This is a genomic window from Novosphingobium sp. AAP93, from assembly GCF_001296055.1.
Classification (GTDB): domain Bacteria; phylum Pseudomonadota; class Alphaproteobacteria; order Sphingomonadales; family Sphingomonadaceae; genus Novosphingobium.
On sequence record NZ_LJHZ01000096.1, the window covers coordinates 21063 to 32592 of the forward strand.

Below are 11530 nucleotides of genomic sequence, written 5' to 3' on the forward strand. Positions count from 1 at the left end.
TTTCAGCGCTGCACCAAAAGAACAGCCCAACCCCGTGTCAAGCACGGGGTGACGAGTCCGGATCAATTCAAGGTCGGCGCTCAATCCGCCATCCACTTTTCCAGATTCTGGTGGAAATACCGCACCCGGCGCTCCTGCCAGGCAAGGTAATCGCGCTTGTACCCGCGTGAGTGCAGCCCGCGCTGCTGCGCTTCCCACACCGAAACGTCCTGATCGATGCCCGGCCCGGCCGAAACCTCGCCCCACTTGCCCTGCACGTGCGGCGCAGGGACCGAGACGTCGACCCATTCGGACATCGATTGCGAATAGTACCGCGTCGTCCCCGCCGGGAAGAGCGTCATGTACCACATGTCGAAGTAGCACTTCTCCGGATCGCTCTCGTGCGGCCGCGCGCGCAGCCAGATGTTGCCGTCGGGCTTGAGGCTGAACGAGAGGTTCGGGAAGATCGTGTAGTGCCAGTGGTCGGTCAGCTGGTCGTCGTGATAGGTCGAGAAATCGAAGCCTTTCGACGCGCCCTTCTCGCGCTTCGCCTTCTGCAGCGCCTTGCGGATCTCGCCCGTCTTGCCGCCCCGGAACTGCTCGGGATCAAGCTCCCAGAATTCCAGCTCCTCGCGCAGCATTTCCAGCGTCTCCGCCTCGCCGCCGCGCAGCTGCTTGGTCGGCCCCGCGCCCGGCATGAACATGCGCGCATGGCCTTCGGGGTAGAGATCGAACTGGCAGTAGCTGTGCGCATACTCCATCACGAACTTCGTCTGCGGATGGACGAAGGGCACGTGATAGCTCTCGTTGAAGTTGTCCTGCACCAGCTTCCAGTTGAAGTTGCCCTCGATCGTCACCCAGTGCGTGCGGACCATCGCGTCCATCGGATAGGTATCGATCTGGTCGGCGATCGGCCCCATAAACTGGCGCAGCGGCGCGGCCTCCGGGTCCATGTTGATCCACACGAAGCCGGCCCAGGTCTCGCACTTCACCTCGACGAGGTTGAGCTTGCCGCAAGGCGAACCCTGCACGAAGTCCGCTTCGTCGGGCACGACCTTGAGCTTGCCGGTGAGGTCGTAGGACCAGCCGTGATAGGGGCAGACGAGCCGCTTGGAGTTACCCTGCTCGCCCGACACCACCGGCATCGCACGGTGCTGGCACACGTTGTAGAACGCGCGCACCGCACCGTCGTCGCCGCGCACGCAGACGATGGTTTCCGGGCCGAAGTCCGCTGTCAGCCAGTCGCCGGTGTTGGGAATCTGCGCCAGTGTCCCAGCAATCTGCCAGGTCCTGGTCCAGATCTTGTCCCACTCGCGATCCGCCCATTCCTTCGAGAAATAGCGGTCCGGCGTGATCGGCGCATTGCCCAGCGGCGGATCGGCGAGCGGCGAGATATCGGCCAGCGAAGTGGCGCGGGCGCGGGCGAGTTCGGCTTGCGTTGTCATGTCATGGTCTCCTTTTCAGGCACCGGCGAAGTGGTTGTAGGAAGGATCGGCGTGCCCCCGCTCGCCAAAGGCGTAACCCGGCATGTTCGCGCGGTCCCACATATCGGTCGAAGCGGCGACTGTGCTCCAGTCGTAGACGGCGTGGCGGTGCGAAATCTTCCACGCCCCGTCCCGCCGCTCGAACCGGTCGAGATAGCGCCCGGCCGCGACCATGAAATTGTCGCCGCTTTCGCCGGGAATGTGGTGGTGCGCGATGAAATAGGCTTCGCCCTTGGCCTTGTCGCCGTCGACTTCAACGAGGACGTTACCGATCACATGCTGCGTGCGGCGCATGCCGGCGAGAACTTCCATCACCCACGGCACGAAGTCCGCCGCCGTGCCCTGATACATGCCGTGGTCATCGGTCGCATCGGGATGGAACACCGCGCGCACCAGATCGGCGTCGCAGCGGTCGATCCCGCGCGCAAGACGGTGGACCAGCTCGGTGCAGGCCATCTTGTCGAGCAGCAGCGCCACGCGGGGATCGAGTTCAGCGGCCATCAGTTCAGTCTCCGGTATACAGGGGATCATCGGGCATGCGCTGGCCGCGGCGCGTCAGCGTGCCATAGAGCGGCCCGTCCCACTGCGCGGTCGAGGGGCCATTCCGGCTCCAGTCGAGCACATAGCGGCGGTGAAGCAAGCGCCAGTCGCCGCCCCGTTTCTCCAGCCGGTCGAGATAGCGCCCGCCGACCTGCATATCGTAGGGGCCATCGGGCGAATCGACCTCGTGATAGGCGCGGCAATACGTCTCGGCCGTCGCACTCATGCCGTCGATGTCGATCAGCATGTTGCCAAGAAAATGCTGCGTCCGGCGCATCGCTGCCAGCGCGGGGACGACCCCGTCCGACCACGCCAGCGCGTCGATCTCGCCGGTGCCGTAGTCCGCCTTGGCTTCAGGCCACCACACGCTGCGTAGCACCTCCAGATCGCAGCGGTCGATCCCGCGCGCATAGCGATTGAGCAAATCCATGATCGCCAGCCGGTCGGCAACCTCGTCAGGGCGCACCATGCTCATCGTGTCCGCATCTCCTCCCGTCGGCAGCTGAGATCGTGAGGGCTGCGCGCGCCCCACGGAAACATCGTCTCACCCCCGGGCAGATCGGCAGCGGGCTCGTCGCGCACCCAGTCGACCAGTTCGCTGCGGTGCGCGATCTTCCACACGCCATCGCGCCGCTCGTACCTGTCGACGTAGCGTCCGGCGACGAACATGTCCCGCTCGCCGCCATCCTCTCCGACCACGCGGTGGTGCGCCTGGAAATAGACCTCGCCGAACGCCAGATCGCCACTCTCGAAATCGATACGGACCTGCCCGATCATGTGGTGATTGGCCTTGTGCGGCGTGAGCACCTTCTGCGCGAAGGCCACGAAGCCCGGCGCATCGCCTTTCCAGCCCGCGCCATAGTCGGTCGTCGCATCGTCATGGAACACCGAGATGTGCAGTGCCGGATCGAGCCGGTCCTGCGCGCGCATGTAGTCGCAGCAAAGGTCGTAGATGGCCTGCCAAGATGTGAGGCGATCGAGCGCGTCCATCAGTCCCTCGCCAGATAGTTGTCGAGCGTCTGGTGAAACTGTCGGATGCGCGCTTCCTGATAGTTCCCCAAGGTCTGCCCGCGCTTCGCCGAGCCGAGAAAGCCCTGATACTGCAGCGCGAGGTTGTCGGTATCCTGATCGTAGACGCCCCCCAGCCCCGGGTTCATCCCAGGCGCCTCGGCATAGGACTGCTCGACCGAAAGCCGCACCGGCTCGGGCGGATGCTCCACCGGCGTGCCCGGCGGCACCAGCTTCAGGAACATGAGATCGAACAGCGAGCGCGAGGGATCGTTGCCGATGGGCCGGAAGCGGTAGATCATCGGGAGAGAGACGCCCGGGAACAGGCACATGTTCGGAAACAGGTGATACTCGATGGAATCGAGCATCTCGCTGTCCGAATACTGATCGAGCGGCACACCCAGATCGGCCGACATCTGTTTGCGCAGCATTTCTGCAGCATAGGACCGCGCTGTGCGCCCTTCCGGTAGCGTCCCCCCGCCGACACGCAGCCGGTCGAACAGCTCCTGCTCGGTCTGCTCACCCGTAAAGTGCGGGCTCGGCTTGCCGATCACGTGGACAAACCGCGTCACGTGGTCGCTGAAAATGTCATACTGCGCATTGGCATCGCCCGCCGTCGGCAGCGCCTGCGAATGCGTCTCGTAGACATGGTAGGCCTCGAGGAAGGCTTCCTGCGCGGCTTTCCAGTTGGTCGGCAGTTCCTTTTGAAGGTGCAGCGCGATCCGCCGGTCGGCCAGGTCCCAGCGCCCCGAGAAATGCTCGGCGAGCGGCCCCAGCTGCTCCTTCAGCGGGCGCGCATCAGGATCGAGGTTGATGAACACGAACCCGCCCCAGGTCTCCATCCGCACCTGCGGCAGGCTGAATTCCTCGTCCTTCACATGCGGGAAATCCCACCGGCACGGCAGATGCGAAAGCTCCCCCTCCAGCGACCAGCGCCAGCCATGGAACGGGCAGCGCAGCTCCATCGCATTGCCGCTGGTGTCGGACCGCTTGAGCTGCGTGCCCCGGTGCAGGCAGGCATTGCGATAGGCGCGGATTTCCATGTCATCGCCGCGCACGATGAGGATCGACCACGGGCCGATGTCGTAGGTGATATAGTCGCCCGCTTCCGGAATATGCTCCTCGCGCGCGGCCCATTGCCAAGTGCGCGCCCACAAATGGGTGAACTCGCGCGCCATGAAATCAGGCGAGGTGTAGCGGTCGTAATCGATGTCCGCGTCGCCCGCGAAGGCATAGGCCTCGGCGATCAGCGCGGGCGGCACATCCTGCCCGTCGGCGATGATGATATCCCGCGTGCTCGGGCCCGGGCAGCGCGCGGCGCCCGGCTCGTCGGCAGGGAGAGGCAGGCTGGTTTCAAGGTTCATCCCTCAAGCTCCTTCATGCCCCTCGCCTCCATGCGATCAATACCGCACGGTCACCTGCATCCGCACCGTGCGCGGCATCGAGCCATAGCCGATGATGTCGCCCCGCGTCGCGGCGTTGGTGCCCGTACCCGCGCCGGTCAGCGGCGCAGTGCCGCCACCGATGAAGTAGAACCTGTTGGTCAGGTTCTTGCCGATCACCGCCAGCTGCCAGCGGTCGTTCTGTGCGCCGATGCGAATGCCCGCGTCGATCACGGCATAGGCGTCCTGCCGGGTGAACGGATCGCCGAAGCTCGAACCGAGGTACGAGCTCGATGTGCGCGTATCAATGTTGCCGCCGATCTTCAGGTTCCTGCCAATCTCGGTCTCATAGGAGACGCCCGCGGTCGCGGTCCATTCCGGCGCCGCCGAAGTCGGCGTGCCCGAGAGGTCCTGCTGCTCGATGCCGTTCACCCGGAGCGAACAGCCCGCTGCGATGCTCTGGCCCGACCAGCACGGCGCGATGAAGTCGATATAGCGTGCCCGGTTGTAGTTGAGCGTGCCATGGAGCGAGAGCCCCGGAACCGCGCGCGGCGCGTATTCGAGCTCCAGTTCCGCACCCTTTGAGCGGGCCGCACCGGCGTTGTAGGTCACATAGGCAAAGACCTGCGAGTTGAAGAAATCGATCTGCAGATCGGTGTATTTGTAGCTGTAGAGCGTCAGGTTCGCGCGCAGCTGGCGATCGAACAGCGTTGTCTTGATCCCCGCCTCGAAGCCGCGGCCGCGTTCCGGATTGAAGGTGAAGTCGCCCACGGGGTTGACGGTCACCAGCGAGGAGTTGATCGCGCTGTTGGAGAAACCGCCCGACTTGTAGGCCGTCTTGTAGGCACCATAGACCAGGATATCGCTGGTCGGCTTCCAGCTCAGCGTCACATCCGGCGACCAGTCGTTGAAGGTCTGATCCGCCGTCAGCACGCCGTTCGCCGCCGCGCTCTGCGGACGGAAGATGCCGGTGAGCGCCGGGTTCACGTAAGGCTGCGTGAAGAAGCTGCTCTTGGTTTCATGCGTATAGCGCGCGCCGCCGGTCGCCTCGAGCGTGGGAAGGATCTTCCAGATGAGCTGGCCATAGGCCGACCAGGTCTCGCCGTCCGTTGCCGAGTCCTTGGCATAGGCGACATAGCGCATGCCGGAGGGCGCGGCCGAGTTCTCCAGCCCGGCAAACAGCACCGTCTGGAAGAACGTGCGCTTGGTCTTCTGATAGAGCCCGCCGAACATCACGTTGACCGGTCCATCAAACTTCGTCAGCGCGCGCAGTTCCTGGCTGAACGCATGGTAGCTGGCGTTCTCGGTCGCCCAGACCGGGCCGCCGAGGAAGTCGCAGTCGCAGCCGAACTTGTTGTTGTTCCAGTTGTAGTTGGTGACCGAGTTGAGGGTCAGGTTCTGCATGTCGTAGTTGACCGTGCCGGTGACCTGCCACGACTTGTAGGTGTTGTAGAGGTCGCCATTCTCGCGCGCGAATGGGGTTGCCTTGGCGATATCGACCGGAAAATTGTTCTGGTAGAGTTTGAAGCCGCCGTCGCACTTGTAGGCCGGGTTGAGCGCGGTGGAGCCGGTCGGGCAGCGTATCGCCGAATAGTTCCAGCCGTTGCCGATCGTGTCGTTCCACGAACCGGAGGCCTTGATCGTCGCGGTAAGCCCGCTGCCGCCGTCATACTTCAGCGTGGCGCGGCCGATCACTTCGCGTTCCTGCGGCTGGTCGGCCGCAGCCGGGGCGGCCGGGTGATTGGTCGGGGCAAAGCCGTTGGCAACGTCGACCGTGGTGTAGGTCTGCGGGCCCGCCGCATTGCGATACCAGCCGCCGAACATCCGCGAGCCGCGCACCGCAAGGCGAAGGCCCCAGTTGTCGCCCAGCGGAGTGGAGTAGACCGCCTCTCCGTAGAGCTGCCGCGCATTCGCTTCGTAGCCGATGCGGGCCATGATCTCGCGGTCCCGGCCAGGGTCGGCAGTGGTCAGGCTGATCACGCCGGCGGTCGCGTTCTTGCCGAAGAACAGTGCCTGCGGGCCCTTGAGGATTTCCACGCGGGCCAGATCGAAGAAGCCCTCGTTGATGACGCGGCCCTGCCCGTAATAGACGTTGTCGACTACGATCGCGACCGACTGCTCGATACCGATCGAGGTCGCGTTCGAACCGATGCCGCGCATGGTGAGCTGCGCACCCGCGCCGTTCGAAGCGCGCGCGACGGTGAACTGCGGCGTCGCTGCAGCAATTTTCTCGAGGCTGGTGAGGTCGCGCGCCTGAACCGTGGCGGCGCTGATCGCCTGCACCGCGACCGGGATGCTCTGCACGCTTTCATTGCGGCGGCGGGCGGTGACGATGATGTCCTCGACACCGGTCGATGCCGTGCTTTCCGCACTGGCGCCGGACTGCGGCGGCGCTGCGGCTTCATCGGCGGCAAGAGCCGGGCTTGCCGCAAGCAGCGCGCCGGGAACCATCGCCGCAAGCAGGGCAGCGCGTGCCGTGCCCGAAAGGAATTCCAGTCGCACCGAATCAGTCTGCCGCCCCATGTGCTGCATCTCGCCTCTCGCACTTCGCTTGCCTCGCCGCCCGGATTCTTCCGGGTCGGCAAACTGGAGCAAGCGTATCAATCTTGCCCACCGGCTCAACCGTTTATCCGCCAACTGACCACTTTTGATAGGGAAACCGGCAGTGCTGCCGGACCACTCCGAACGCACCCGGCAACAGAAAAGCCGGCCCTTTGCGGGGGCCGGCTTTCCGGTTGCAGTCTTGTCGGAATGGCCCGCAGGCATCCTACCACTCGTGCGTCTCGCCGTTCCACTTGAGGAAGGCGCCCGTATCCTCAAGCGTCCATTCGGCCCCCAGCTTGCGAATGCCCGAGGCGCTTTCTTCCGGGGTGATCTGGGCGTGCGGCCCGCCCATGTCGGTCTGCACCCAGCCCGGATGGATCAGGCCGATCACGATGCCCTTGGGCTTGAGGTCGATCGCCACCGACCGCATCAGCCGGTTGAGCGCCGCCTTGGCCGAGGCGTAGCAATACATCCCGCCCATGGGCCAGGCCATCGCGCCCAGCTGGCTGGTGATGTTCATCACCTTCGATCCCTCGCCAAGGCGCGGCAGGAACGCCTGCAGCACACGCAGCGGACCCTGCACCATGATCGCGAACGTTTCGTTCCACGCCTCCCAGTCGGCGCCTTCCAGCTCGCCGCCCATCGGGCCGGTCACCCCGGCGACGTTGTAGAGCACGTCGATCGGGGCATCCCCACTGGCAGCGGCCGCCGCGCGCACAGAGGCATCGCTCGCCACGTCGCAGGGCACGATAGTCAGCCTGCCGTTCGACGACGCGGCGAGGTCTTCCAGCGCTGCGCTCGCCTTGCGCGGCAGGGCGATGACGGTATCGCCTGCCGCAACATGCTGCGCAGCAAGCTCAAGCCCGATGCCGCGCGCGGCTCCGGTAATCGCGACGGTTGCCATCGATTTCTCTCCTTCAGATCACAGCTTGAGCAGCTGCTTGCCCTTGTTCGAGCCCGAGAACAACCGCTGCAAGGTGGCAGGCGCATTCTCGAAGCCGTGCTGCACGTCTTCGCGGTAGGCCAACCGTCCCTCGTTCACCCACTTGACCAGGCGGCGGCGGATATCGGGGAACTCGCTGGCCCAGTCGAGCACGATAAAGCCCTGCATCCGCGCGCGGCGGAACACGAGGTTGAAGTAGTTTTCCGGCCCAGCAGGGAGGTTCCCGGTCTCGTAGCGGCTGATCCCGCCGCAGATCACCACGCGCGCATTGGTGGCGATCAGCGCCAGCATGTCGTTGAGGATCTTGCCGCCGACATTGTCGAAGATCACGTTGATGCCGTGTGGCGCCAGTTCCTTCAGCTGCGCGCGGATCGGCCCCGCCTTGTAGTCGATGGCGTGGTCGTAGCCCGCTTCCTTGACGAGCCATTCGCACTTCTCCGGCCCGCCCGCGATGCCGATCACGGTGCAGCCCGCGATCTTGGCCAGCTGGCCGACGATGGACCCCGTCGCGCCCGCCGCGCCCGAGACGACGACGACGTCGCCCGCGACCGGCTCGCCCACCTTGAACAGGCCGCAATAGGCCGTCACGCCCGTCGTCCCGAGGATCGAGAGCATCGCTGTCGGCGGCAGTTCTGGCATGCAAGGGATCAGCCCCTCGCCGTCGTGGATCAGGTACTCGCTCCACACGATCGAACCCGAAAGCATCGTGCCGACCGGGAACTTGCCGCCATTGCTGGCGACGACTTCCGTGATGCCCGAACCACGCATCACGTCGCCGATCGCCATCGGCGCGACGTAGTCGGCGATGTTCTCCATCCAGCCCTTCTGCGCCGGATCGAAGCCGAGGTAATGGGTCTTGAGCAGCATCTGGCCCGGCCCCGGCTCGGGCAGCGTGGTGGTTACCAGCTTGAGGTCGTCATCGTTGATCGGGCGGCCGCGGGGATGTCCGTTGAGCAGCCATTGGCGGGTTTCGGTCACGCGGATTCTCCCCTCAAAAGATTGTCTTGGCACCGAGACTAGCGCCGCCGTCGCGCATACGGACCTACCGAATTGAATGAGCCCCAAAGGGCATCACCCCGCCATGCCCGCCAGCCGCGTCTGCAGCGCCGGATCGCGCGGGTCGTTCCAGTCCTGCCGCGCCGCCCATTCGGCAAGGCTCGCGGGCTTGTGCCTGAAATGCCGCGCCATTTCCTCAGGCGTCACCACCAAGGGAGAGACCGGCTGGGCATTGTACCAGCGGTAGAACTGCGCCATCCCGTCATAGATCGAAGCGGGCTTCACGTCTGGCGAGCCGGTCACCAGCAGACTCATGGCCGAGGCGAAGTCGTCCGGCGTCAGGCTCTTGAACACGATCTGCTTGCCCGAAACCTTGCTGAGCGTCGCCGCCACTTCGTCACCCACCAGCGCTTCAGGGCCGCCGACCTTGTAGCGCCCGCTCGGGAGATCAGGATTGGTCAGCGCCTCGACCATGAAGGCCGCAACGTCATCGAGGCAAATCCAGGAGATCCTGAGGTCGGGCTTGGCCGGGTAGGCAAACACGCCACTGTTGACGATTCCGGGCTTGTTCCAGCTGCGGATCATGTTGTCCATGAACACGCGCGATTCGATGATCGCCCATTCGCAGCCGCTCCCTGCAATCGCCTTGATGATGTCGCGCCGGCCATCCATCGCCGGGCTGCCGATGTCCTCGTCGGCGATATGGCAGCTGGTGTGGAAGACGATGCGCTTGATCCCGTTCGCCTTGCCAGCAGCCGCGATGCTGGCGCCCATCTTCTTCGCGAGATCGCGGTCGAACACGAAGGGGAGGTGCGCGGCAATCGCGTCCATGCCCTTGGCCGCCGCGATCATCGAAGCCTCATCGTAGATATCCGCCGCCACGGTCTCGACATGCGCGAACTCGGTACCCGCGAGCGCTTGTGGGTTACGCAGCGCCGCCAGCGGCGTCAGCCCCGCCGCGATCAGCCGGGTCAGCAGCGGATGCCCCTGGTCGCCTGTCGCGCCCAGCACCAGAATGCGCTTCATGCGTGTTTCCTTACTGATTGGCCAACCGGGCAGCCGTCCGCCCGGCGATACATCCGAAAGTAAGCGCCGGGCCCAATGTGCCACCCGCACCCGCGTAAACGCTCCCCGTGGGGCAAGCGATCACATTGCCCGCGCCATAGAGCCCCGGGATAGGCTCACCCTCCACGTCCAGAACTTGCGCCGCCGCATTGGTCCGCGCCCCGCCATTGGTCCCCAGCGCGCCCAGCTTCAGCTGCACCGCATGGAACGGCCCCTGCACAAGAGGCCCGAGAGTCGCCGCCGCACCGGGCCGCGAACGGTCGCCGTAGAAGCGATCGTACTGGCTTACACCCCGCCCGAAATCGGGGTCTTCGGCATTTGCAGCATTGGCGTTGAACCGCGCCACCGTCTGCACAAAAGCCGCAGCATCAACGCCGATCTCCGCCGCCAGTTCCTCCAGCGTATCGGCCACGAAAACCCACTCCGGCAGCGCATCGAACGGCATAACCGTGCCCAAGGGATAGCGCGCCCGGTATTGCGCATCGAACACCAGCCACGCCGGATTGTTGGGATAATCATAGGTCGCCGGATCGAAGAGATGAAATGCCCCCGCCAGCGAGGAATAATTGTTCGCCTCGTTGCAAAACCGCTTCCCCGCCCGGTTGACCAGCAGGCTATGCGGCAGGGTCCGCTCGATCAGCACCGGCGCGGCGCGCTGCTCGCCGCCTGGCCAATGCGCACCTTCGGGCGAAAGCGTCGGCACCCACCAAGCGGAGGTCATGTTGCCCAGCCCCGCACCGACCGCCATCGCCAACTTCAGCCCATCCCCGGTATTGCCCGGCGGCGAGGCCGGCATATCGAGCGGCCCGCGCAGGAAGGTCTTCTTGAGGCTCTCATTCCACTCGAACCCGCCGGTCGCAAGGATCACGCCGCGTTCGGCGCGAATGCTGCGGCCACCGGCAAAGTCCACGCCCACCACGCGGCCCGCCTCCACGATCAGCCGCTCGGCCTTCATGCCCAACTGCGGCTCGATCCCGCGCGCCAGACACGCCGCCAGCAGCCGCCCGACCATCGCCTGCCCGAACCCGCGCAAGTCCGCATCCGCGCGGCGCTTCAGCTCCGCCGGATCGACGAACCCGCTGCTGCCGCCGAGCGGTGTTTCGCGCAGCATCATCCGCTGGATCACGCCGTCGCTGAACACTTTCTCCGCCCACGGCCCCAGCGTGGTGAAGTCGAACAGTTCGTTGTCCAGCGCCCGCCCGCCTTCGGGCTTCGCACCGGGCCGGTCGAGGTAATAGTCGGGATAGCCGGGCAGGATGCTGACCTCGAGCGCGCCCGCCTCCTCCAGAAAAGCCAGAGCACCCGGTGCCTCGCGCACGAAAGCGCCCAGCACTTCGGCATCCATTTCGCCGTGATCGAGGCTGCCGAAATAGGCGAGCGCGTCTTCCTCGCTGTCGGCCATGCCTGCCGCCTGCATGCGCGGATTGTTCGCCGCCCAGATGATCCCGCCCGATACTGCCGCAGTGCCGCCCAGCCGGTCGCCCTTCTCGACCAGCGTGACCACCGCACCCGCCGCGTGGGCTGACAGCGCCGCAGCCATGCCCGCCGCGCCCGCACCGACGATCAGGACATCGGTCGTCTCGCTCACC

General features: G+C 65.3%; 10 protein-coding genes. All 10 read right to left on the reverse strand.

What is annotated here, in order from left to right; translation table 11 throughout:
* Positions 1 to 80: 80 nt before the first annotated feature.
* The 10 genes from IP83_RS14365 to IP83_RS14410 all read right to left on the reverse strand — a co-directional run bounded on the left by IP83_RS14365 (position 81) and on the right by IP83_RS14410 (position 11529).
* The gene (locus IP83_RS14365; RefSeq protein ID WP_054122918.1) at positions 81 to 1424 is read right to left on the reverse strand and encodes an SRPBCC family protein; all 1344 of its coding nucleotides are present in this window, start codon (positions 1422 to 1424) and stop codon (positions 81 to 83) included.
* Between the two features lie 15 nt (positions 1425 to 1439).
* The gene (locus tag IP83_RS14370) at positions 1440 to 1964 is read right to left on the reverse strand and encodes a nuclear transport factor 2 family protein (protein ID WP_054122919.1); all 525 of its coding nucleotides are present in this window, start codon (positions 1962 to 1964) and stop codon (positions 1440 to 1442) included.
* Positions 1965 to 1968: 4 nt separating this feature from the next.
* Complete coding sequence (locus tag IP83_RS14375; RefSeq protein WP_082364716.1) at positions 1969 to 2478, reverse strand: nuclear transport factor 2 family protein; 510 nt, start codon at positions 2476 to 2478, stop codon at positions 1969 to 1971.
* Complete coding sequence (locus IP83_RS14380) at positions 2475 to 2993, reverse strand: nuclear transport factor 2 family protein (RefSeq protein WP_054122921.1); 519 nt, start codon at positions 2991 to 2993, stop codon at positions 2475 to 2477. Before IP83_RS14380 ends, IP83_RS14375 begins: the two co-directional genes overlap by 4 nt.
* Complete coding sequence (locus tag IP83_RS14385; RefSeq protein ID WP_054122922.1) at positions 2993 to 4375, reverse strand: SRPBCC family protein; 1383 nt, start codon at positions 4373 to 4375, stop codon at positions 2993 to 2995. Before IP83_RS14385 ends, IP83_RS14380 begins: the two co-directional genes overlap by 1 nt.
* A 36-nt stretch (positions 4376 to 4411) precedes the next feature.
* A complete protein-coding gene (locus IP83_RS14390) occupies positions 4412 to 6916 on the reverse strand; it encodes a TonB-dependent receptor (RefSeq protein WP_082364732.1) in 2505 nt (834 codons plus the stop codon).
* A 244-nt stretch (positions 6917 to 7160) separates the two neighbouring features.
* Entirely contained in the window at positions 7161 to 7841 is a 681-nt protein-coding gene (locus tag IP83_RS14395; RefSeq protein ID WP_054122923.1) for an SDR family oxidoreductase, read from the reverse strand.
* Positions 7842 to 7859: 18 nt separating this feature from the next.
* Positions 7860 to 8858 carry an NADP-dependent oxidoreductase gene (locus IP83_RS14400; RefSeq protein ID WP_054122924.1) on the reverse strand — a complete coding sequence of 333 codons (999 nt, stop codon included), beginning with the start codon at positions 8856 to 8858 and terminating at the stop codon, positions 7860 to 7862.
* A 93-nt stretch (positions 8859 to 8951) separates the two neighbouring features.
* On the reverse strand, positions 8952 to 9902 hold the full coding sequence (locus IP83_RS14405; protein WP_054122925.1) for an SDR family oxidoreductase: 951 nt from the start codon (positions 9900 to 9902) through the stop codon (positions 8952 to 8954).
* 10 nt (positions 9903 to 9912) lie between these two features.
* On the reverse strand, positions 9913 to 11529 hold the full coding sequence (locus IP83_RS14410; RefSeq protein ID WP_054122926.1) for an FAD-dependent oxidoreductase: 1617 nt from the start codon (positions 11527 to 11529) through the stop codon (positions 9913 to 9915).
* Position 11530 lies beyond the last annotated feature (1 nt).

Excerpts from the sequence above, each read along its gene's own strand:
- IP83_RS14405 (WP_054122925.1), bottom strand. The coding sequence starts at position 9,902 with ATGAAGCGCATTCTGGTGCTGGGCGCGACAGGCGACCAGGGGCATCCG.
- IP83_RS14365 (WP_054122918.1), bottom strand. The coding sequence starts at position 1,424 with ATGACAACGCAAGCCGAACTCGCCCGCGCCCGCGCCACTTCGCTGGCC.
- IP83_RS14375 (WP_082364716.1), bottom strand. The coding sequence starts at position 2,478 with ATGAGCATGGTGCGCCCTGACGAGGTTGCCGACCGGCTGGCGATCATG.
- IP83_RS14395 (WP_054122923.1), bottom strand. The coding sequence starts at position 7,841 with ATGGCAACCGTCGCGATTACCGGAGCCGCGCGCGGCATCGGGCTTGAG.
- IP83_RS14380 (WP_054122921.1), bottom strand. The coding sequence starts at position 2,993 with ATGGACGCGCTCGATCGCCTCACATCTTGGCAGGCCATCTACGACCTT.
- IP83_RS14385 (WP_054122922.1), bottom strand. The coding sequence starts at position 4,375 with ATGAACCTTGAAACCAGCCTGCCTCTCCCTGCCGACGAGCCGGGCGCC.
- IP83_RS14390 (WP_082364732.1), bottom strand. The coding sequence starts at position 6,916 with ATGGGGCGGCAGACTGATTCGGTGCGACTGGAATTCCTTTCGGGCACG.
- IP83_RS14370 (WP_054122919.1), bottom strand. The coding sequence starts at position 1,964 with ATGGCCGCTGAACTCGATCCCCGCGTGGCGCTGCTGCTCGACAAGATG.